This window comes from Sinorhizobium medicae (assembly GCF_007827695.1).
GTDB lineage: Bacteria > Pseudomonadota > Alphaproteobacteria > Rhizobiales > Rhizobiaceae > Sinorhizobium > Sinorhizobium medicae.
In genome coordinates this window covers 239,421-261,422 of sequence record NZ_VITA01000001.1, presented here as the reverse complement: position 1 = coordinate 261,422, position 22,002 = coordinate 239,421, and the positions used below count along the sequence as shown (strand labels likewise).

The 22,002-nt window shown below is 62.8% G+C and carries 21 protein-coding genes; 17 read left to right on the top strand and 4 right to left on the bottom strand.

Translation table 11 applies throughout. The annotated features are described in order from the left end of the window. Positions 1 to 19: 19 nt before the first annotated feature. The 6 genes from hyi (at position 20) to FB009_RS01415 (ending at position 5,462) form a co-directional block, all read left to right on the top strand. Positions 20 to 835 carry a hydroxypyruvate isomerase gene (gene hyi, locus FB009_RS01440; RefSeq protein WP_018209969.1) on the top strand — a complete coding sequence of 272 codons (816 nt, stop codon included), beginning with the start codon at positions 20 to 22 and terminating at the stop codon, positions 833 to 835. 5 nt (positions 836 to 840) lie between these two features. Beyond that, positions 841 to 1,725 carry a 2-hydroxy-3-oxopropionate reductase gene (locus FB009_RS01435; RefSeq protein WP_018209968.1) on the top strand — a complete coding sequence of 295 codons (885 nt, stop codon included), beginning with the start codon at positions 841 to 843 and terminating at the stop codon, positions 1,723 to 1,725. A 106-nt stretch (positions 1,726 to 1,831) separates the two neighbouring features. Beyond that, on the top strand, positions 1,832 to 3,100 hold the full coding sequence (locus FB009_RS01430; RefSeq protein WP_024324473.1) for a glycerate kinase type-2 family protein: 1,269 nt from the start codon (positions 1,832 to 1,834) through the stop codon (positions 3,098 to 3,100). A gap of 46 nt (positions 3,101 to 3,146) precedes the next feature. After that, positions 3,147 to 3,638 (top strand): ureidoglycolate lyase, encoded by a 492-nt coding sequence (locus FB009_RS01425; RefSeq protein WP_018209966.1) that lies wholly within the window; start codon positions 3,147 to 3,149, stop codon positions 3,636 to 3,638. Between the two features lie 78 nt (positions 3,639 to 3,716). Next, positions 3,717 to 4,670, top strand: coding sequence for a DUF930 domain-containing protein (locus FB009_RS01420; RefSeq protein WP_018209965.1), 954 nt, complete (start codon positions 3,717 to 3,719; stop codon positions 4,668 to 4,670). Positions 4,671 to 4,886: 216 nt separating this feature from the next. Continuing rightward, positions 4,887 to 5,462 carry a DUF1349 domain-containing protein gene (locus FB009_RS01415; protein WP_012061253.1) on the top strand — a complete coding sequence of 192 codons (576 nt, stop codon included), beginning with the start codon at positions 4,887 to 4,889 and terminating at the stop codon, positions 5,460 to 5,462. 35 nt (positions 5,463 to 5,497) lie between these two features. Here FB009_RS01415 and FB009_RS01410 read toward each other — a convergent pair whose 3' ends face one another. After that, entirely contained in the window at positions 5,498 to 6,514 is a 1,017-nt protein-coding gene (locus tag FB009_RS01410) for a LacI family DNA-binding transcriptional regulator (protein ID WP_024311173.1), read from the bottom strand. 213 nt (positions 6,515 to 6,727) lie between these two features. On the opposite strand from FB009_RS01410, the gene FB009_RS01405 reads away from it, so the two are divergent. From FB009_RS01405 to FB009_RS01395, 3 genes are read left to right on the top strand one after another with little or no spacing between them, the layout of a single operon-like run. Continuing rightward, a complete protein-coding gene (locus FB009_RS01405; protein ID WP_018209964.1) occupies positions 6,728 to 8,314 on the top strand; it encodes a sugar ABC transporter ATP-binding protein in 1,587 nt (528 codons plus the stop codon). Next, positions 8,311 to 9,633, top strand: a complete 1,323-nt coding sequence (locus FB009_RS01400; protein ID WP_012061256.1) for an ABC transporter permease — start codon at positions 8,311 to 8,313, stop codon at positions 9,631 to 9,633. The genes FB009_RS01405 and FB009_RS01400 overlap by 4 nt, the downstream gene beginning before the upstream one ends. Beyond that, the gene (locus tag FB009_RS01395; protein WP_012061257.1) at positions 9,630 to 10,598 is read left to right on the top strand and encodes a substrate-binding domain-containing protein; all 969 of its coding nucleotides are present in this window, start codon (positions 9,630 to 9,632) and stop codon (positions 10,596 to 10,598) included. The genes FB009_RS01400 and FB009_RS01395 overlap by 4 nt, the downstream gene beginning before the upstream one ends. 178 nt (positions 10,599 to 10,776) lie before the next feature. Here FB009_RS01395 and otnK read toward each other — a convergent pair whose 3' ends face one another. The 3 genes from otnK to ltnD are packed head-to-tail and all read right to left on the bottom strand — an operon-like array spanning position 10,777 to position 13,769. Then, positions 10,777 to 12,057, bottom strand: a complete 1,281-nt coding sequence (gene otnK, locus FB009_RS01390; protein ID WP_018209963.1) for a 3-oxo-tetronate kinase — start codon at positions 12,055 to 12,057, stop codon at positions 10,777 to 10,779. Between the two features lie 3 nt (positions 12,058 to 12,060). Beyond that, a complete protein-coding gene (gene otnI / locus FB009_RS01385) occupies positions 12,061 to 12,837 on the bottom strand; it encodes a 2-oxo-tetronate isomerase (protein WP_018209962.1) in 777 nt (258 codons plus the stop codon). 11 nt (positions 12,838 to 12,848) lie between these two features. Continuing rightward, the gene (gene ltnD / locus FB009_RS01380; protein ID WP_012061260.1) at positions 12,849 to 13,769 is read right to left on the bottom strand and encodes an L-threonate dehydrogenase; all 921 of its coding nucleotides are present in this window, start codon (positions 13,767 to 13,769) and stop codon (positions 12,849 to 12,851) included. 133 nt (positions 13,770 to 13,902) lie between these two features. Here ltnD and FB009_RS01375 point away from each other — a divergent pair, with 133 nt between their 5' ends. The 8 genes from FB009_RS01375 (at position 13,903) to FB009_RS01340 (ending at position 21,994) form a co-directional block, all read left to right on the top strand. Further along, positions 13,903 to 14,907 (top strand): LacI family DNA-binding transcriptional regulator, encoded by a 1,005-nt coding sequence (locus FB009_RS01375; protein WP_012061261.1) that lies wholly within the window; start codon positions 13,903 to 13,905, stop codon positions 14,905 to 14,907. Between the two features lie 15 nt (positions 14,908 to 14,922). Continuing rightward, on the top strand, positions 14,923 to 15,600 hold the full coding sequence (otnC, locus tag FB009_RS01370) for a 3-oxo-tetronate 4-phosphate decarboxylase (RefSeq protein WP_012061262.1): 678 nt from the start codon (positions 14,923 to 14,925) through the stop codon (positions 15,598 to 15,600). Positions 15,601 to 15,840: 240 nt separating this feature from the next. Then, positions 15,841 to 16,623: a FadR/GntR family transcriptional regulator gene (locus FB009_RS01365; RefSeq protein ID WP_018209960.1), complete on the top strand. Its 783-nt coding sequence runs from the start codon at positions 15,841 to 15,843 to the stop codon at positions 16,621 to 16,623. A 34-nt stretch (positions 16,624 to 16,657) separates the two neighbouring features. Continuing rightward, the gene (denD, locus tag FB009_RS01360; protein WP_012061264.1) at positions 16,658 to 17,641 is read left to right on the top strand and encodes a D-erythronate dehydrogenase; all 984 of its coding nucleotides are present in this window, start codon (positions 16,658 to 16,660) and stop codon (positions 17,639 to 17,641) included. Position 17,642: 1 nt separating this feature from the next. Further along, positions 17,643 to 18,419, top strand: coding sequence for an SDR family oxidoreductase (locus FB009_RS01355; protein WP_012061265.1), 777 nt, complete (start codon positions 17,643 to 17,645; stop codon positions 18,417 to 18,419). 83 nt (positions 18,420 to 18,502) lie between these two features. Beyond that, positions 18,503 to 19,570 (top strand): ABC transporter ATP-binding protein, encoded by a 1,068-nt coding sequence (locus FB009_RS01350; protein WP_012061266.1) that lies wholly within the window; start codon positions 18,503 to 18,505, stop codon positions 19,568 to 19,570. 89 nt (positions 19,571 to 19,659) lie between these two features. Beyond that, positions 19,660 to 20,964: an ABC transporter substrate-binding protein gene (locus tag FB009_RS01345; RefSeq protein WP_012061267.1), complete on the top strand. Its 1,305-nt coding sequence runs from the start codon at positions 19,660 to 19,662 to the stop codon at positions 20,962 to 20,964. 100 nt (positions 20,965 to 21,064) lie between these two features. Continuing rightward, positions 21,065 to 21,994, top strand: coding sequence for a carbohydrate ABC transporter permease (locus FB009_RS01340; protein WP_012061268.1), 930 nt, complete (start codon positions 21,065 to 21,067; stop codon positions 21,992 to 21,994). The last annotated feature ends 8 nt before the right edge of the window (positions 21,995 to 22,002 follow it).

Sequence of the window (22,002 nt, the reverse complement as noted above, 5' to 3'; positions counted from 1 at the left end):
CCAAAGAAGGAGCGATCGCATGCCGAGATTTGCTGCGAACCTGACCATGCTGTTCAACGAGGCGCCGTTCCTCGACCGTTTCGCACTGGCCGCCAAGGCGGGCTTTGAAGGCGTGGAATATCTCTTTCCCTATGACTTCGACAAGACGGCGCTTCGCGGCGAGCTCGACCGCTATGGGCTGACGCAAGTTCTGCATAACCTGCCGGCAGGCAACTGGGCGGGCGGTGAACGCGGCATCGCTATCCTGCCGGACCGGATCGACGAATTCCGCAAGGGCGTCGCAAGCGCCATCGACTATGCGACGGCACTCGGCTGCCCACAGGTCAACTGCCTCGTCGGCATCGCGCCGGACGGCGTGCCTGAAAGCGTGCTGCGCACGACCCTCGTCGCCAATCTGAAGCTTGCAGCGGTCGAACTCGGCAAGTGCGGCATCCGCCTGCTGATCGAACCGATCAACCGCTTCGACATTCCCGGCTTCTATCTCAACACGCTCGGGCAGGCGGCATCGATCATCGAGGAAGTGGGGAGCGACAACCTCTTCATTCAGTATGACCTCTATCATCAGCAGCGCACGGAAGGCGAACTCGTCGGGTCCTATAAGCGTCACCGCGAAAAGATCACGCATATTCAGCTCGCGGATAATCCCGGCCGCAATGAGCCGGGCACCGGCGAGATCAACTACCCCTTCGTCTTCGACGCGCTCGAAGCTGCAGGCTACGACGGCTGGATCGGCTGCGAATACAAGCCGCTGACCACCGCGGCCGAGGGCCTCGGCTGGCTCGGTCTCGAGCGCAAGCGCAAACAATCCGCAGACATCATTCAAATCAGGAGCTAAGCACGATGGCATCTATCGGTTTTATCGGACTGGGTATCATGGGCACGCCGATGGCGCGCCACCTTCAGGATGCCGGCCACAAGATCATCACTTCGAAATTCGCCATCCCGCCGCGCCAGGAGCTCGTCGACAACGGGCTCGAAATCGTCGAAACGCCGAAGGCTCTGGCCGAGACGGTCGACACGATCATCCTGATGCTGCCGGATACGCCGGAAGTGAAGGATGTCCTCTTCGGCGAGAATGGCGTCCATCTCGGGCTCAGCGAGGGCAAGCTGGTCATCGACATGAGCTCCATCTCGCCGATCGAGACGAAGGAATTCGCCAGGAAAGTGCGCGCGACCGGCGCCGAATACATCGATGCGCCGGTTTCCGGCGGCGAGGTCGGCGCCAAGAATGCCTCCCTCAGCATCATGGCCGGCGGCGAGCCGAGCTCCTTCGAACGTGCCCTGCCGCTCTTCAAGCTGATGGGTAAGAACATCACGCTCGTCGGCGATTGCGGCGACGGTCAGGTCACGAAGGTCGCAAACCAGATCATCGTGGCGCTCACGATCGAGGCGGTCTCCGAGGCGCTCGTTTTCGCGTCCAAGGCAGGGGCCGATCCCGCCCGCGTCCGCGAGGCGCTGATGGGAGGCTTTGCCTCCTCGCGCATCCTCGAAGTGCATGGCGACCGGATGATCAAGCGCACCTTCGAGCCGGGCTTCCGCATCTCACTGCACCAGAAGGATCTGAACCTTGCTTTGCAGGGGGCCAAGAGCCTCGGGATTTCACTGCCGAACACGGCGGCAACGCAGGAGCTTTTCAACAACTGCGCCGCCAATGGCGACAGCGGGCTCGACCATTCCGGGCTTGTGCGGGCGCTCGAGCGCATGGCGAACCACGAAGTCGCCTGATCGAACGAAGATCCGCATGACCGGCCGGGCCATCCGTCGCAGCGGTCATGCATCCGGGCGGCGGAAGGAGGATCCGTCGCCCGGCTTTTCTCAAACGGGAGGAACCATGGCCGCCGTCGCGAACCCGCGTCAATTCCTGGAAACCCTGTTCGCGTCGGCCGTTTCCGCCGCCGACCCGGAGCGGACCATCGCCGCAAATCTGCCGGAGCGGCCGAAAGGGCGCACGGTGGTCATCGGAGCGGGCAAGGGCGCGGCTCAGATGGCCCGGGCCTTCGAATCCGCCTGGGACGGGCCGCTCAGCGGCGTGGTCGTCACGCGCTATGGCTTCGGCGCGCATTGCAACGATATCGAGATACTCGAAGCCTCGCATCCCTTGCCGGACGAGAGTGGGCTGAAGGCGTCGAAGCGCCTCCTGGCGCAGGTCGGCAGCCTGACCGTGGACGATCTGGTCGTCGCGCTGATCTGCGGCGGCGGTTCGGCGCTCCTGCCTGCACCGCCGCCCGGGCTTTCGCTCGAGGATGAGATCGCCGTCAACCGGGCGCTTCTGGCGTCAGGCGCGCCGATCAGCGCGATGAATGCGGTGCGCAAGCATGTTTCCTTGATCAAGGGCGGCCGCCTGGCCGCTGCCGCCCATCCCGCCAGGGTCGTCTCCCTCGTCATCTCCGATATTCCGGGCGACGATGCGGCGCTGGTCGCTTCCGGCCCGACGATCGCCGACGATGCGAGCCGAGAGGATGCCTTGAAGATCATCGAACGTTATCGCCTCGCACTGCCGGAAAAGGTCATGCACTGGCTCGCCAGCGAAGCGGCGGATGCGCCAGGGCCTTCCGACCCGCGCTTTGCGCGAAACGAGGTGCGCCTGATCGCTTCCGCCAGCGTCTCGCTCGAGGCAGCGGCGGCCAAGGCCCGGGCCGTCGGCGTCGAGGCCGTTATTCTGTCCGACGCGATCGAAGGGGAAGCCCGTGATGTGGGGCTGGTTCACGCCGCGATCGCGCGCGAGACGGCGATGCGCGACCGACCCTTCTCAAGACCCGTCGTGCTCCTTTCGGGAGGCGAAACGACCGTAACCGTCCGTGGCGAAGGCCGCGGCGGGCGCAACAGCGAGTTCCTGTTATCTTTGGCGCTCGGCATAGATGGCATCGGCGGCATTTCGGCGCTCGCCGCGGACACCGACGGCATAGACGGCTCGGAAGACAATGCGGGAGCCTTCGCCGACCACACGACGATCGCACGCCTGCTGGCGCAACGCCTCGACGCCGCTGCACTGCTTCAGCGCAACGACAGCTGGGCCGCCTTCGACGCCCTTGGCGACCTTTTCAAGCCGGGGCCGACCGGCACGAATGTCAATGATTTCAGGGCGGTGCTGATCCAGTGAACGGTGCCGCCGCCAAAAAGCATTGGTCCACCAGGGAGGAAAGACCATGATACCTCTACCGATCCGTCCGCTTTCGAATAGCGCGTTCGCGCCCTTCGGCGATATCATCGAGCCAGATGACACCAAGAGCTTTCCGATCAACGCCGGCAAGTGCATCCGCTATCACGACCTCGCGAAAGTGGAAACCAGCGGGCCGGAGGCTCGAACGCTGGTCAGCCTTCTGCGTGGCGAGCCCTACGAGATTCCGTTGGCGTTGACGATGGTGGAGCGGCACCCGCTCGGAAGCCAGGCTTTCATCCCTTTGACGGAGAACCCCTTCCTCGTCGTCGTTGCTCCGGACGAGGGCGGCCAGCCAGGCGAGCCGATCGCCTTCGAGACCGCGCCCGGTCAGGGCGTCAACATCGCGCAGAATGTCTGGCACGGCATCTTGACGCCGCTCCGTTCGACTTCCGAATTTGTCGTCATCGACCGCGGAGGCAGCGGATGCAATCTCGAGGAACACTTCTTCGACAAGCCCTATCAGGTCGAATACGCTTGACTGACACGCGCCCCGCACTTGTTGCGGGGCGGCCAAGCTCTTAGGTTCAGGGCTTCCGAGTCCGTGATCTTTTGAGCAATGCACCAATTCGCCAGAAAAATGTGGGGAGAAACCGGTTGGGGCATGCCGACTTCGCTCGCCCTGCACCTGGCGCTCGCCTTGCTGTTGCTTGTGCGACTACCTGAATTGTCTGCTCCGGCAAAGGAGCAAAGCGTCAGCGTCGAGCTCGTCCCAACGCCGAAGAACGAGAAACAGCCCGAGCAAAAGCCAACCAAGCAAAAGGCGGACGAGGTGAGAAACCAGCGGGCGCGCGCCCAACCGCAGGCCTTCGAGTCCGCGGCAGCGCCGACAGAGAACGAAAAGCCGCCTGAGCCCGACTTGCCTCCGGCCGCTCCGAAGAAGACAGAAACACCAAGCGTGAGGCCGGAGGCTTCGCGGCCCGCCCCGGCAAAACCGGAGAATGCCGCCAATGAAAGACCGGCCGAAAACAGGACGGCGCTTGCGGAACTCCGGGCCGACTCCACTGACGCGGCGAACACGGCAGCCGATGCTGCGGCCGCGCCGCCGGCCGCGCCCATTCCGCAGGAAAAGCCCGTTCTCGAGGAAGCAAGGGCGGAGCCGACGCAGAACCCCGCCGAGGCGAACGCCGAGCGCGAGTCGAGCCAGCTCGTGCAGGCCAAGGAGCTTTATTCCAAAAACGCCTTGTCGGATCCGCACGTAAAACAGGCGATCGGCAGGTTGCCGCCGAAGAAGCGGATCCTGCAGCTCTGCACGATCGAGGCATTGGAGCAGATACGTCACCAAAGACCCGGAGCGATCCCGGATATGTTCGGGCGCCCTGACGGCGGCTTTGCTTCGGAAACCGCCCTTAAAGCCGATGGCGCAGTCTTCCGCAGCCAAGGGAAGTGGTACTCCTTCGACTTCACATGCGAGGTCAATCCGGAAGCGACATCGGTCATTTCCTTCAGCTTCGCAATCGGCAAGGCGATTCCGAAGAGCGAGTGGGGTGCAAGACAGTTGCCGAGCAATTAGATCGTGCCGCGTCGGACTTATGGTGATGGCAGCTCTCTTCTCGATCCTCATTCCTGTGACGAGCACAGGAATGAGGATGAAGGTGGGCAGGGCATCCCATATGCTAGCGGCGCTTCCGCGGAGGCATCTGTGCAGCCGCGGAATTGGTAGGGAAGGCGAGGTGTCATTGCCGAACCACAGCTCAAGAGGCGCTTCCAAGCGAATAGAGGGAAGAAAATGGCAAGCGGATATCGCTGGTTGAACGAGCCGGCAAGCTGGAAGGGGGGCGACCGCGATCTGTCGCTCAAGACCGATGGCAATACGGATTTCTGGCGGGAAACCTTTTACGGCTTCGTGCGCGACAGCGGGCATGCCTATCTTCGTCCGGTTTCCGGCGATTTCACAGCATCGGCGACGATCATCGGTCGATATGAGCAGCTCTACGATCAGGCCGGTTTGATGCTGCGGCTCAACGAGCGTGAGTGGATCAAATGCGGCATCGAATATACCGACGGGCTGATGCATTTCAGCGTGGTCGTGACGCGCGGCGTATCGGACTGGTCGGTCATTCCATTGCTCGACAAGGTGCCCTCGGATCCGCTGGAAGTGCGGTTGACGCGCCACGGGGATGCGGTGCGGGTGCAGTTTCGCTTCGGTGAGGAGCGCTGGCAGATGGCACGGCTCTGCCCCTTCTCGGCATCGGATGCGGAAGTCGGGGTCACCGCCTGCTCGCCGGAGCGGGCAGGCTTTGAGGCGAGATTCCGCGAGGTGCGTGTCGGGCCGCCTATTGCGCGTGCCTTGCACGACGGATGAAACGGCGTCGACGTCGGAAAGCTTCGGCGGAAACGTCAGGCGATCGCGCGCTGCGCCAGGCTGACCGGCCGGCAGGAGTCGCGTATTACGAGCCGTCCCTGGAGCACGAGCCGACGCGGCGTTTCAGGGCTGGCGCCGGAAAGGCGGTCGAGAACAAGCTGTGCGGCCTGTTCGCCGATCGCCTGGACCGGCTGGGCAATCGTCGTCAGATGAGGTTGGAAGACGTCCGCCCAGGGGAAATCGTCGAAGCTTGCGACTGAAACGTCATCCGGGCAGCGAAGGCCGATGTCCCGGATCGCCTTCATCACGCCGATGACCATCAGGTTGTTGGCGGAAAAAATCCCCGTCGGACGCTCGGGGCTCGTAAGCAGCTGGATCGCTGCGGTGTAGGCATCCTTCTCCCGGAAATTGCCGATCCGGATCAGGCTCTCTTCGAAGGGGAGCCCCGCCGCTTCCAACGCGGCCCTGTAACCGGACAGGCGCTCCCGTCCGGTCGATGTATCGAGCGCTCCGGAAATATAGCCGATGCGCCGATGACCCAGGCCGAGCATGTAACGCGTAGCGTCCTGGACCGCACGGCGATTGTCGAGCACGACCGCATCCGTGTCGATCCCGTCGCAAAGCCTGTCGATCAGTACCGTCGGAAGGCTGGCGGCGGCGATCATGCGCTTCAGGGTCTCGTCGTCGCCGGCGGGCGCGATGATCAGGCCGTCGACGCTCCGGTCGATCAACAGCGCGATCTGCTCGTCCTGCAGGATCACGTCCTCATCGCTGCAGCAGAGCATCACAGCGTAGCCGGCCCGATGCAGCACCTCCTGGATGACCGCCACGACATCGGTGAAAAACGGATTGGTGATATCGGCAACCATGAGGCCGACGGTGCGCGTCGTGCCGAGCTTGAGACTGCGGGCGATCGCGTTGCGTTTGTAGCCGATCTGGCCGATGGCCTGCTCGATGCGGCTGCGCAATTCAGGACTGACGGGGGCCGAACTGTTGATTACCGCCGAGACCGTCGCCACAGAAACCCCGGCGACTTTGGCGACATCGAGCATCGTCGGTGCACTGGATTTTCGTGAACTTCGTCGTTCTCGCATTGTGTTCGAAACGTTTTGCTGAATTGCTTTTCGGAACTGTATTCGAATTGCTGTAAATAGGCAATAAAGGAAGTATTGTGCCGCTTGACAGCCTCGAAACGTTTAGATTAGGCTGAAGAAGATCTAGCAAATGAAGCGTCAGATGTCGGTGGTAGGGAGGCTGCCAATATCATGCGCGATGCTGTTCCGACCTTGCTGGGAGATTCGGTCACTACAGAACCCGCGCGGCCGATTTTAGCGGCTGAGGCGGTCTCTAAGTCGTTCGGAGGCGTAGCGGCGCTCAAGGATGTCCGCTTCGACCTTCGCTCCGGCGAAATTCATGCGCTCATGGGCGAAAACGGCGCCGGCAAGTCGACGCTGATGAAGGTCCTCTCCGGCGTCTACGCCGATTACGAGGGCACTGTCCGCGTCGACGGAGAAATCGCCCGCTTTTCCAGCGTTCGCGACGCCGAAGCTGCCGGGATCGCCATCATCCATCAGGAACTCAACCTCGTCCCGGAACTTGGGGTCGCCGACAACATCTTTCTTGGTCGCGAGCGCGTGGTTGCCGGCCTCTTCGTGGACCGCAAGGCAAGCCTCGAGGCCGCGCGCGGGCTGTTAAATCGCCTCGGCATCGAACTCGATCCGGAGGCGCGGGTCGGGCAATTGCGGGTCGGCGAACAACAGCTGGTCGAAATCGCCAAGGCCCTGTCCGTGGAAGCGCGCATTCTGATCATGGATGAGCCGACATCGGCGCTTTCGTCCGGCGAGTGTCGGCGCCTCTTCAAGATCGTGCGGCAGCTCGCGGCCGATGGCGTCGGCATCGTCTACATTTCTCACCGGATCGACGAGGTGATGCAGCTCAGCGATCGGGTGACGGTCTTTCGCGATGGCCGGCACGTCTGGACCCGCCCCATGGCCGGACTGGACGAGGATACGATCATCGCCGCAATGGTGGGCCGCAACCTCCTGGATGCGCATCCGGTGAACCGGCCCAAGGGTGCAGAGCCGGTCTTGTCGGTCAGTGGCCTGTCGCTTGCCGTAGCTGGACGTCATGGCTGGCGCGACATGCTGAAGGGTGTGAGTTTCGACGTTCATGCCGGCGAAATCCTCGGTATCGGCGGCTTGCTCGGAGCGGGTCGCACGGAAATATTGGAGACGGTCTTTGCTTCGAATGACGGTGTGCGCGGTGGCGAAATCCGGTTGGACGGCATAGCCGTCGATATACGTTCACCACGCGATGCGCGCCGTCTGGGCTTTGCTCTGGTGACGGAGGACCGCAAGGCAAAGGGACTGCATCTCCAGGAATCGATCAGAGACAACGTGGCCCTGCCGCTTGTCGGTAGGCTTGCACGATTTGGTCTGCGGTCCTTCGAGCGCGAGCGGGCGCTCGCGAGCAGGGCGGTCGAAGCGCTCGGCGTGCGTTGCGCGGGCACCGATCAGACGGCCGGAACATTGTCCGGCGGCAACCAGCAGAAGGTTGTCATCGGCAAATGGCTGGCGACCGGTCCGCGCGTTCTGCTTCTCGACGAACCGACGCGAGGCATCGACGTCGGTGCAAAACGCGAGATCTACGATCTCGTCTTCAAGCTCGCCGCCGACGGCCTTGCGATCGTCGTGGTCAGCTCCGAATTGCCGGAGCTCCTGCTCCTCGCCGACCGCATTCTGGTGATGGCCGAGGGCCGCCAGACCGGACTCATCTCACGGGAGGAGGCGAGCGAGGAGCGAATCATGCAGCTCGCTGCTCCGCGGAGCACGTTTGGAAGGTCGGTTGCATGACGTTTCTGAAGGCTCTCTCCCGCACGAAACTCTATTGGGGGCTGATCGCCATTTTCCTGATCGGGGTCCTGTTCTCGCCGGTGACTTCGTCAGGCAGGAACATCTTTCTCTCCTCCGGCAATCTCCTCGACGTCCTTCGGCAGGTATCGACCACCGGGCTGATCGCCACCGGCATGACCGCGGTCATTCTGACCGGCGGCATCGACCTTTCGGTCGGCTCGCTGATGGCGATCTGCACGGTGGTCTGTGCGATGCTGCTGACCGTCCCCGGCGACACGGCAGCCATCTATCTGGGGCTGCCGGCCGTCGGGCTTGCCGTCCTAATCCTCGGTGCGGCGGTCGCCCGCTTCATCTTCCTCAATATCGAGAAGTCGCGATCCGGCGAGGCGCATATCCGGGATATCAAGCTTGGCGGGGCGCGCGGTACCGTCCTTCCCGCCATAGCAGGCGTCGTCCTCTGTGCACTCGTCTTGAGCTTCCTCTTGCCTCAGATGCAGACGAAATTCGGCGTGTTCGGCGTTCTGCTCGTGGCGCCGGCGGTGGGGCTGCTGTTCGGCGCCGTCAACGGCGTTATCATCGTGGCCGGACGATTGCAGCCCTTCATCGTCACACTTGCCATGATGGTAACGGCGCTCGGCATTGCCCGGCTCACTGCCGGACAGAACAACGCCGTCCTGCCGGTCTATACCGGCAGCAATGCCACGGCCGACTTCGACGTGCTGCGGCAGCTCTTATTCGGCATCGTGCCGATGCCCGGCATATTCTTCATCGTCGCGATTCTTCTCTACGGCGCGGTGCTGCGCTTCACGCCCTTCGGCCGCTACGTCTATGCGATCGGCGGAAACGAGGAGGCGGCGCGCCTCTCCGGCATCAATGCCGGCCGGGTGAAGATCGTCACCTATGCGGTCTCGGGCCTTCTCGCGGGCATCGCCGCGGTGCTCTATGTGGCGCAGTACCGCCAGGGCAAGCCGGATGCGGGCGCGGGGCTCGAACTGGATGCGATCGCTGCAGTGGTCATTGGCGGAACAAGTCTGATGGGAGGGCGCGGGAGCCTTGCCGGAACGTTCTGCGGGGTCCTGATCTTCGGTCTGCTCTCCAACATCCTGCAGCTTCACAACATCAATTCCAATCTTCAGCTGGTACTGAAAGGCGTCATCATCATCGGCACCGTGCTCGTTCAGGAGCGCAATGCCTACGATCTTTTCGCGCAGTTGCGGCTGCCGGGCGCAAGCCGGCGGCCGGTTCAGGGAGACACGTCCGTGGAGGAGCGGACGTCGAGAGAGACCTTGTCTCTAACAATGGGAGGAAAGAAAGAATGAAACGCCGTGATATCATGAAATTGGCGGCTGTCGCCGCCGTTCTCGCCGCGACGACCGCGCTCATGCCGGCGGGCGACGCCGTGGCCCAGGACAAGAAATTCCGTATCGGCTTCAGCCAGGCGACGACGATCGAGCCGTGGCGGGCGCAGTTCAACAAGGACATCATCGCCGAAGCGGCAAAGCATCCGGATGTCGAGCTCATCATAACCGATGGTGAGGACAGGACGGAGAAGCAGGTGGCGGATGTAGAGAACCTCATCCGCCAGGAGGTCGACGCACTGCTCGTATCACCGAAGGAATCCGCAGGGCTGACGGGCGTGGTGCAGCAGGCGATCGACGCCAAGATCCCGGTCTTCGTTCTCGACCGCAATGTCGAAACCGACCAGTACACTCAGTTCGTCGGCGGCGACAACAAACTGATCGGCCGGGCGGCCGGCGAATATGCGGTGGAGCTTCTGGGCGGCAAGGGCAAGGCGCAAGGCAACATCGTCGAGATATGGGGCGGCATGGGCACGCAGCCCGCGCACGACCGCCACGACGGCTTCCACGAATTCACCGACAAGGAGCCGGGCATCAAGAACCTGCTCGACAAGCAGTCGGGCGATTGGAAGCAGGACCAGGCCTACAACATCATGGCGACGGCGCTGCGCAACAACGAGAAAATCGATCTCGTCTACGGCCATAACGACCCGATGGCCTACGGCGCTTACCTGGCAGCGAAGGACGCGGGCCGCGAGAAGGAAATCAAGTTCATCGGCATCGATGCCTTGCCGAACGAGGGCGTGACCTGGGTCAGCAATGGAGAACTGACCGCGACCTTCCTTTATGCGACGCCGGGGGCCGAGGGACTGCGCCAGGCCGTGAAGTTCCTCAAGGGGGAAAAGGTCGAAAAGACCGTCACGCTCGACACGCTGAAGGTGACGGAGGAAAACGCCGCCCAGATCATGAAGGACAACGGCCTGTAACAGCCGCGGAGCCAGGTGTGTCCAGACGCGCCGCGGCAATGCGAAGTCTGCGTGCATTTCTTCGCATCGGTTCCGATCTGAGGGGGCATGCAGCGGGGCGGGCGGCGGATACGAGGGGGACCGCCCGCCTTTTTCTTTTTCGGACCGTTTCCCTGATTCAGCCATAGACTGAGGCGCTTTACCGCATCATCGAGAGCGCCGTGGCGAAGAAATCCTCGCCGCCGAAATTGCCGGATTTCAGCGCCAGCAACATGTCGTTTCCGGCAGAGCCGATCGTCCTCAACAGAGGAACACCGGGGGCGATCTCCGGGCCGATCAGGAAGGCTGGAATGGCGAGCCTGTCGACGGTGGCGCCGGAGGTTTCTCCGCCTGCGACGACGAGGCGTCTCACGCCGCGCTCGACGAGCTCGCCGGCGATCGCTGCGGTGGCCGTTTCGATCGCGTGCCCGGATGCTTCGCGCCCGTAGCGGGCCTGCAGACGCGAAACGACGTCCGGCGCGGCGCTGGCGGCGATGGCAACGGGGCCATCGGCAATCCGCTCTCCGGCCCAGGCGATGGCGGCGGAAATTTCGTCCTGTCCGGCCAGGAGTTTTTCCGTATCGAGCCTCAGCACCGGCATATGGCGTTCGGCCGCTTCGAGCTGCTTCAGCGTTGCCACCGAACAACTGCCGGCAAGGACCGCCGCGAGGCCGCCGACCGGGGGACGGATCGCGTCGTTCGCCCCTGTATTCGCCGATGCCCGGCCGGAGCTTACAAGCGCGCGTGCAAGACCGAGACCGATGCCCGATGCTCCGGTGGAGACGGGCATTTCCAGCGCGACGCGACCAAGCGTTTCGAGATCGCGTTCGAAGACCGCGTCCGCGATCGCTGCAGCGACGCCTTCGCCGCGCAAGGCGCCGAGCCGCGCCTTCACCGCATCGGTTCCGGCCGCCACCGCCGGCAGATCGACGAGGCCACTCCTGTTACGCGATTGGCGCGCGAGCACGCGTACCAGATTGGCGTCACCCATCGGGTTGAGGGGATGGTCTTTCAGCGGGCTTTCGTCAAGCGGCTGGCCGTTGACGAAAAGATGGCCGAGATAGACGGTCCGGCCCGTTTCCGGAAAGGCCGGCGTAACAAGGGCGATGTCGCCGGACGAGACGCTCAGAAGCGCTTCGGTCACCGGTCCGATATTGCCGAGATCCGTCGAATCGAAGGTGGAGCAGATTTTGTAGAGCACATGGATGGCGCCCCGACCACGCAGCCAGCTTTCGGCCTTGAGCGCGGCGGCAACGGCCTCCTCCGCTGCGACCGAGCGGATCTTAAGAGAAATCACCACGGCATCGACATCCGGAAGCGCAAGCGAGGGATCCGGAATGCCGACCGTCTGCACGGTGCGAAGCCCATTCTTCGTGAGCGTATTGGCGAGGTCCGAAGCGCCCGTATAGTCATCGGCGATCGAGCCGAGCAGGATTGTCATCGGTCAGCTCCGTCGAAAGGGGGTGAACCAGGCAAGGCCGTCCAGCGTGGAGCCGCGCGGGTTATATTCGCAGCCGACATATCCGTCATAGCCGAGCCGGTCGATTTCCCCGAACAGGTACGAATAGTTCAGCTCCTCGCCATCAGGCTCGTGCCGCGAGGGCACGCTCGCGATCTGGATATGACCGGTGACCGGCAGCAGGCGTCGGAGTGCCATTGCGACGTCGCCGTGCATGATCTGCCGGTGATAGACATCGAACTGGAGCCGGACGTTCGGAAGCGCGAGTTCGGCGATGAGCCGCTCGGCCTTACCGAAATCGTCGAGAAAATAGCCCGGCATGTTGCGACCGTTGATTGGTTCGATCAGCAGATCGATGCTCTTTTCCGCCAGGCGTCCGGCGGTGTAGGCGACGGAGCGGCGGTAGCAGGATGCGGCTTCGGGATCCGACGGATCGGAAAGGCCCGCCATCAGGTGCAGCCGTTTGGCGCCGGTCGCGGCCGCGTAGTAGAGGGCCTTGTCCACGCCTGATTTCAATTCGTCGAAGCGTCCGGGCAAGGCTGCGATCCCGCGTTCGCCCGCCACCCAGTCGCCGGGAGGCAGATTGAACAGCGCCTGCTCCAGCCTGTTACGGATAAGCCTCTCGGCGATCGCCTCCGGCGGTACCTCGTAAGGGAAGAGGTACTCGACGGCAGTGAATCCGGCTTCCGCGGCGGCGTCGAAGCGGTCGAGAAATGTCCACTCGTTGAACATCATTGTGAGATTTGCGGCAAAAACAGGCATTCGCGGCGTCCTTATGGCTTATCCTTGCCCGGCAACTGGGCTCCGGAGAGTTGTGCGTAGAGCCGCGCCAGGGTGGAATCGTCGTCGCGTCCCATTCCCGCTCCCGAGGCGGCAAGATACATCTGCAGAGCGGCGGCTACGAGCGGCACCGGATAGCGTTCGGCGCGCGCCATGTCCTGAACGATGCCGAGATCCTTCACGAAAATCTCGACGGCGCTCAGTGGCGTATAGTCTCCGGCCAACACATGCGGGATGCGGTTCTGAAACATCCAGGAATTGCCGGCCGATGCGGTGATCACCTCATAGACCTTGTCGAGGTCGAGGCCCTGTTTGGCCGCAAAGGCGATCGCTTCGCAGGCGGCCGCGATGTGCACGCCGGCGAGAAGCTGGTTGATCATCTTGAAGGCGGCGCCGATCCCGGCGGCCTCGCCAAGTTCATAGACCTTCGCGGCCATGCAATCGAGGGCCGGGCGGGCGGCGGCGAAGGCTTGCGGAGGGCCCGAGGCCATGATCGTCAGTTCGCCCGTAGCAGCCTTTGCCGCGCCGCCCGATATCGGTGCGTCGAGGTAATGAAGCCCGAGCGATTCGATCCGCTTCGCGAGGTCGCGCGCAATCGACGGATCCATGGTCGCAGAGGATACAAGGACGGCACCAGGCTTCATTGCGCCAGCGACGCCATCCGGACCGAACAGAACGGCTTCGGTCTGCGCGCCGCTGACGACGACAGAAACAACGATGTCGGCGCCCTTCACCGCTTCGCCAGGGGAGCCCGCGCCGTGGCCACCTTCCGCGACGAAACGCTCCACTGCCGCCGGTGCGACGTCGTAGCCCGAAACGTCGAGACCTGCGCGCGTCATCGAGCGCGCCATGCCGAAACCCATCGAGCCGAGGCCGAGCACTGCGATCTTCGATGCCATTTTCGATTCCTCCATCCGATGCGGGCTCCTTCTAAAGCGTTTTGGCAGCGCTGCCAACTAAAATGGTAGCGCTGCCAAAAATCTCCGCCTATGAAGTGTGCTGGTCTTCCGGAGCTTCGACGCTCTTTTGACTGTGGAGCCTGCGAACGTGGTGATCGACTTCAAGCAACGGACGACTGTGACGCTCGCCGAGGTGGCTGCCGCTGCCGGCGTGGGGGAGAGCACGGTGTCTCGCGTTCTCCGCAATCATGGATCCTTCTCGCCGAAAGCGCGCGAGCGCGTTCTCGATGCGGTCGAGCGGCTCGGCTATGTGCCGAACAGGATCGCCGGGACCTTGGCATCGGCCGGGTCGCGCCTCGTTGCCTTCGTCATTCCGTCTCTCACCAACATCGTGTTCCCCGACGTGCTGCGCGGCGCGGGCGGCGTCCTGGAGGAGAATCACTATCAGGCGGTGTTCTCGGTTACCGACTACGATTCGGAGCGGGAGGAAACGCTCGTCTCCGCCATGCTCGCCTGGCGCCCGACCGCGGTGATGCTTGCCGGTTTCGAACATACCGAAGGCACGCTCAAAATACTGCGGGCAAGCGGCTGCAGGGTCGTGGAACTGCTCGACACCGATGGAACGGCCGCGGATCTGGCCGTCGGTTTCTCGAACCGGCAAGCGGGGCGCGCAAGCGCCGAGTTTCTGTTGCGGCGTGGCTACCGCCGGCTCGGCTATGTCGGCCACGATCTCGATCTCGACACACGCGCCGGCAAACGCTTTACGGGCTTCTGCGAAGCTCTCAACCTTGCCGGATCGCGCCTCGCCGGCCGTGAAATCCGCGCGGGTGCTTCGTCGGTCGAGAGTGGGCGCGCGGGACTAAAGCAGCTACTCGAAAGGGCTCCGGGGCTCGATGCGGTCTATTTCTCGAACGACGACATGGCTCTCGGGGGATACTTCCACTGTCTGTCCAACGGCATTGCCGTTCCCGCCGACCTCGCGCTTTTCGGCCATAACGGACTGGATATCGGCCAAGCTATACCTCAGCCTCTGGCGAGTATCCGCACGCCGCGCGTCGCCACCGGAAAGCTCGCGGCCGAGTTGGTCATCAACGAAGCACCGCCCCAGGTCGCCGATCTCGGATTTGAACTGATCGAAGGTGCAACAGCCTGAACGAAAGGGCCTCCAATGTCCGATACACGTCTTCGCGAGGAAATCTGCCGCTACGGCCGCTCCCTCTTCGAAAGGGGCCTGACGCCCGGCTCTTCCGGCAACATATCGATGCGACTCGATGACGGCGGCTGGCTGGTGACGCCCACCAATGCGTCACTCGGCTTCCTCGACCCCGGGCGCATTTCGCGGCTGGACGCCGGCGGCCGGCTCGTCTCGGGTGACAAGCCGACGAAGGAGATCCCGCTCCATTCCGCCCTCTATGAGTCGCGTGGCAGCGCCCGCGCGATCGTGCACCTCCATTCGACGCACGCGGTCGCGCTGACGATGCTGCCCGAGATCGATCCGCGTGCCGCGCTCCCGCCGATGACACCCTATTACCTCATGCGGGCCGGCGAGACGGCACTCGTGCCCTATTACCGCCCGGGTGACCCGGCCGTCGCCGATGCAATCCGCGGGCTTGCGGGGAAATACTCCTCCGTACTGCTCGCCAATCACGGCCCCGTCGTCGCCGGAGACAGCCTCGAGGCGGCGGTCTTCGCCACGGAGGAACTGGAGGAGACGGCAAAGCTCTACCTGCTCCTGCGCAATCTTAATCCGCGCTATCTTAGCCCTCAGCAGGTGCTGGATCTCGCCAGCACATTCAAGCTCGACCTGCCGTCGCTCGACGATCATGAGGGACATGATCATGGATAATCTGCCTCCGAGCGTCTTTCTCGAACGGCAGCCCCCTCATCGGGTTTAACAAGGTCTAACCCCTCTCCCCGTAACAAGAAAGGGGCTAGTCGAGCGAGTCCGATCTCACGGCGCCGCACAACGCGAGCTTGCATTTTTGGTGCGCTGCCGCAACGAACGTCACTTGACCGCGGCTTCCGATACGCAGTCTATTCGTGATACTGATCTGGTGGACCAACCAGTGGGTCAGTGGAGGCGGCAGTGATCGGAAGTCCAATCCTCACGCAAATGCCGAAGGTCGGGCGGAGCCTCGAGCGCCGAACCGCGCGTGAGCTTATCGCCGACAAGCTGATGGTGCTGGTCGCGACCAACATGCTGAGGCCTGGTGACGTTTTACCCGGTGAGCGCGAGCTTGCGAATGTGCTCCATGTGAGCCGCGAGACGGTTCGCGGCGCGATCCAGACGCTGGCGGCGCGCGGTGTCGTCGAGGTGTCGCAAGGGAGCCGGACGCGTGTCGGCAATATCGATCTCAGCCATCTCACCGTGACGATCGCCTCGCCGAGCGCAATCGATAGTTATGATATCGAGGATGTCCACGCCGCAAGGCTCCATATAGAGTTGAAAGTGGTCGGCGATGCGGCCGAAAATATAGATGAGGAAACGCTGGGAAAGCTGGGCGCCCTTCTCGATGCGCAGAAGCTCTGCAGCGACGACGCAATGCGCTTTCTTATATGCGACAGAGAGTTCCATGTGGCGATTTACCGGGCTTGCGGCAATCCGCTGCTCTCCGATTTTGTCACAGACCTTTACACCTATATGATGGACCACCGGCGCAGCGCCATGTCACGGCCGGGCGCCATCGACGCCAGCTACAAGGACCACAGCGACATCGTCGCCGCTTTGCGGCGGCGCGACCGGGCGGCCGTCGTCGCCGCCTTTCACCATCATCTGATCCGCATTTACGAAACGACGAAGACCCTCCTTGCCAACGAGGAGGCTTCCGGCGGGAAACCGAAGCAAAAAGCACCGGCAGGTCAGGGCTGATCGGAGTGACTCAACAGGGGGAGGTTAGCCGCAGATGCATGTAATGGTCATAGGTGCAGCTGGCATGATCGGTCGGAAGCTGGTCGAAAGGTTAGCCGAGGAGCCCGTTTCCCTTGGCCGCGAGATTGCGAGACTGACGCTGGTGGATGTGGTGGAGCCGCCCGCGCCGCCGGTGTTTTCAACGATTTCGACGCCGCTTTCTGTCGACCTCTCCGACGAGGGCAGCGCCGAGCGGCTGGTCTCATCGAGGCCTGACGTTATCTTCCACCTTGCCGCTATCGTTTCCGGAGAGGCGGAGGCGGACTTCGACAAGGGTTATAGGGTCAATCTCGACGGCACGCGCGCGCTCTTCGAGGCGATCCGCCGTGAGGGGCAGCGCGAGCGCTATGTGCCGCGCGTCCTCTTCGCCTCCTCGATCGCCGTCTTTGGCCAGCCGTTCCCGGAAAAGATCGACGATGCGTTCTTCACGACGCCGTTGACCAGCTATGGAACGCAGAAGGCGATCTGCGAGCTGCTGCTCGCAGATTACACCCGGCGGGGTTTCTTCGACGGCATCGGTATTCGGCTGCCGACCATCTGCATTCGGCCCGGAAAACCGAACAAGGCCGCATCCGGCTTCTTTTCCAATATCTTGCGAGAGCCGCTCTCCGGCCAGGAGGCTGTCCTGCCGGTGGAGGAAAACGTCCGCCATTGGTTCGCGAGCCCGCGCTCGGCGGTGGGTTTCTTTATTCATGCCGCGCGAATGGATACAAGTATCATCGGGCCGCGGCGCAACCTCACCATGCCGGGCCTCTCGGCACTGGTCGGCGAAGAAATCGAAGCGCTTGGCCGTATCGCGGGCCAGAAGGCGGTGAGCCTCATCCGGCGCGAGCCGGATCCGGTCATACGGGAAATCGTCTCCGGCTGGGCGACCGATTTCGATGCCCGCCGTGCGCGCGAGCTCGGCTTCACGGCAGAGAGCAATTTCGACGAGATCATCCGCATCCATATCGAAGACGAACTCGGAGGGAGAATCTGAGATGGCGCAGGCGAATGGCTCGGGTGACGGCAAGATCGCACTGGTCACGGGCGGCGGCACCGGTGTCGGCCGCGGCATTGCCGAGGCCTTGAGCGCCGAGGGCTACAGCATCGTCGTCACCGGCCGCCGCCCGGATGTGCTCGATGCCGCGGCCGCCGAAATCGCGGGGCGAACCGGCGGTACCGTCCGCGCGATCGTCTGCGATGTCGGCAATCCGGATCAGGTCGCGGACCTCTTCGCAGCCGTCCGGACGGAATTCGGCCGGCTGGACCTGCTCGTCAACAATGCCGGCTCGAACGTACCCCCCGTGCCTCTCGAAGAGGTGACCTTCAAACAGTGGAACGGCATCGTCGCCGCGAACCTGACGGGGGCCTTTCTCTGCACCCAACACGCCTTTCGGCTGATGAAGACGCAAACCCCGCGCGGAGGACGGATCATCAACAACGGCTCGATCTCTGCGCAGACGCCCCGGCCCAACTCGGCGCCCTATACCGCGACCAAACACGCCATTACCGGCCTCACCAAGTCGACGGCGCTCGATGGCCGGATGCACGACGTCGCCTGCGGCCAGATCGACATAGGCAATGCCGCCACCGACATGACCGCAAGAATGAGCACCGGCGTGCTGCAGGCCAATGGCGAAGTCGCAGCGGAGCCGACGATTCCGATCGGGCACATTGCCGATGCAGTCGTCTACATGGCGAGCCTGCCGCTCTCGGCCAATGTTCTCACGATGACGGTAATGGCAACCAAGATGCCGCTGGTCGGCCGCGGATAAAAAGAGGTTTTCGGCCGGGCGCAACCGCACAAACATAAAATGGGACTGCGCAAGCGCAGAGACCGGTTCTGGGAGGAACGAAAATGGCAGGCGTGGATTTTGTCGATGTCCGGAAGTCCTTCGGTGCTTTTCCCGTCATCAAGGGCGTGAACATCGAGATCGAGGATGGCGAGTTCGTCATTCTCGTTGGGCCTTCCGGTTGCGGCAAATCCACTTTGCTCCGGATGCTGGCGGGTCTCGAAAACATCACCGCGGGCGAGATCCGCATCGGCGACCGGGTCGTCAACCGGCTGCCGCCGAAGGACCGCGACATCGCCATGGTGTTCCAGAACTATGCGCTCTATCCGCATATGACGGTCGCCGACAATATGGCTTTCTCCTTGATGCTGGCTTCGAGGCCGAAATCGGAAATCGAAAAGCGCGTCGGGGTTGCCGCCGAAATCCTCGGCCTGTCGAAGCTGCTCGACCGTTATCCGCGCCAGCTCTCCGGCGGCCAGCGCCAGCGGGTCGCCATGGGGCGGGCGATCGTGCGTGATCCGCAGGTATTCCTATTCGACGAACCGCTATCCAACCTCGATGCGAAGCTGCGCGTCGCCATGCGTGCTGAAATCAAGGAATTGCATCAGCGGCTGAAGACCACGACCGTCTACGTGACGCACGACCAGATCGAAGCAATGACCATGGCTGACAAGATTGTTGTCATGCATGACGGTATCGTCGAGCAGATCGGCGCCCCGCTGGATCTCTACGACAATCCCGCCAATCTCTTCGTTGCCGGCTTTATAGGATCGCCTGCGATGAACATGATCAAGGGCCGCCTCGATCCGGATAATCCGCGTGCCTTCCTCACCGCGGACGGAACCGCCCTGCCGGTGGCGCGAGCTGCGGCAAGCGCACATGGCCGCGATCTCGTATACGGCTTGAGGCCGGAATATATGTCCCTCGATCCGAATGGGCTGCCGGCCGAAATCGCCGTTATCGAGCCGACGGGTTACGAGACGCAGCTGATCGCAAGGCTCGGCGGACATGATGTGACCTGTGTATTCCGCGAGAGAGTGATCGCCAAGCCCGGGGAAACCATCCACCTCGCGATCGATGCGGCGCATGTGCATCTGTTCGACGCCGCAACTGGGCGGCGGCTGGTCGACTGACGCCCTGGCTGCCGACCTGAAAGCCGCATTCGCCAAGCGGGACGGTGAATGCCGGATCAAGAAGCTCCCGCTTTTCGAGGAGGAGTAGCATGCCGATAAAGAGACGTGATTTTCTCGCAACCTCCGCCGCACTCGCCGGCGTTGCGGGTCTGGGCATCCGCCCGTCCTTCGCGCAGGCCGAGCCGAGCTACAAGCCGGAGGAGGGCGCGAGCCTCAGGCTTCTCAGATGGACGCCTTTCGTCAAGGGCGACGAGGACGCCTGGATCGCCAATACCAAGAAATTCACTGAGACGACGGGCGTCGAGGTCCGCATCGACAAGGAAAGCTGGGAGGATATCAGGCCGAAGGCGGCGGTCGCCGCAAATGTCGGCTCCGGTCCGGACATGGTGATGTGCTGGTTCGACGACGCGCATCAATATCCCGACAAGCTCGTCGACGTGACGGAGCTCGCTGATTATCTCGGCAATAAATATGGCGGATGGTACGACGGCCTGAAGGGCTATGCCAGCCGCGAGGGGCAGTTCATCGCCATGCCGTTGGCCGCGATCGGTAACGCCGTCTGCTACCGCGAAAGCCACATGAAGGCGGCCGGGTTCAGCGAGTTCCCGAAAGACACGGCCGGCTTCCTCGAGCTCTGCAAGGCTCTCAAGGCAAAGGGAACTCCCGCCGGTTTCCCGCATGGAAAGGCCGTCGGCGACGGCAACAACTACGCTCATTGGCTGTTGTGGAGTCATGGCGGCAAGATGGTCGACGAGAGCGGCAAGGTCATGATCAACAGCCCGGAGACGCTCGCGGCGGTCAACTATGCCAAATCGCTGTATGAGACGTTCATTCCGGGCACGGAGAGCTGGCTCGACATCAACAACAATCGTGCCTTTCTCGCCGGGCAGGTATCGCTTACGGCAAACGGCGTCTCGCTCTACTATGCGGCCAAGAAGGACCCCGCGCTTGCCGAACTTGCGGCTGACATCCGCACGACCAACTTCCCGATCGGTCCGGTCGGCCAGAGCGTCGAACTGCATCAGACGAGTTCGATCCTGCTCTTCAAGCACAGCAAGTATCCGGAAGCTGCCAAGGCATATCTGAAGTTCATGATGGAAGCCGACCAGATGAACGCCTGGATCGAGGGGTCAAGCGCCTATTGCTGCCAGCCGTTGAAAGCGTTCGCCGATAACCCGGTCTGGACCTCGGACCCGATTCACGCGCCCTATGCGCGGGCCTCGGAGACGCTGCGGCCGAACGGCTATGCCGGTCCACTCGGCTATGCCTCGGCGGGCGTCATGGCTGACTACGTACTGGTAGACATGTTCGCAAGTGCTGTTACCGGCCAGGCAACGCCGGAGGATGCGATCGTCGAGGCCGAACGGCGGGCGAACCGCTACTATCGGGTCTGATCCCTGGCGGCCTAAGGGCCGCCTCTCGACGCCGGCAGCGAGCGCTGCCGGCGGTCTCTGAAATCGCGCAACCAGCAGTCCCTCCAGCCGGAGAAGCCCGATGTCCATAACGCCGTCCGGAAAACCATCCACCACGGCTTCGCTGATGCAAAACAACAATGTGCTCGGCTTCCTTTTCATGCTGCCGGCAGCCGTCTTCCTGATCTGCTTCCTGACCTATCCGCTCGGGCTGGGCGTCTGGCTCGGATTCACGGACACGCGCATCGGCCGCGACGGGGTCTTTATCGGGATCGAGAATTACACGTTTCTCGCAGAGGACTCAGTCTTCTGGCTCTCGGTTTACAACACGCTGCTCTACACCTTCGTGGCGTCGATCCTGAAATTCGTGCTCGGGCTTTGGCTGGCCCTGCTGCTGAATGAAAATCTGCCCTTCAAGTCCTTCTTCCGTGCGATCGTGCTCCTGCCGTGGGTGGTGCCGACGGTGCTCTCGGCGCTTGCTTTCTGGTGGATCTACGATTCGCAGTTTTCCATCATCTCCTGGTCGCTGATGCAGCTAGGCATCATCGACGGGCCTATCAATTTCCTGGGCGACCCGAACAACGCGCGTGCTTCCGTCATCGCAGCCAATGTCTGGCGCGGCATTCCCTTTGTGGCGATCTCGCTTTTGGCAGGTCTGCAGACGATCCCGGCCTCGCTGCAGGAGGCAGCTTCGCTCGACGGCGCCACCAGCTGGCAGCGTTTCCGCTATGTCACCCTGCCGATGCTGACACCGATCATCGCCGTCGTCATGACGTTTTCCGTGCTCTTCACCTTTACCGATTTTCAGCTGATCTATGTGCTGACCAAGGGCGGGCCGGTCAATGCGACCCATCTGATGGCGACGCTGTCGTTTCAGCGCGGCATTCCGGGCGGGCAGCTCGGCGAGGGGGCGGCGATCGCCGTCGCCATGATCCCCTTCCTGCTCGCCGCCATCATGTTCAGCTTCTTCGGTCTGCAACGCCGCAAATGGCAGCAGGGCGGCCAGGATTGAGCGGGAGG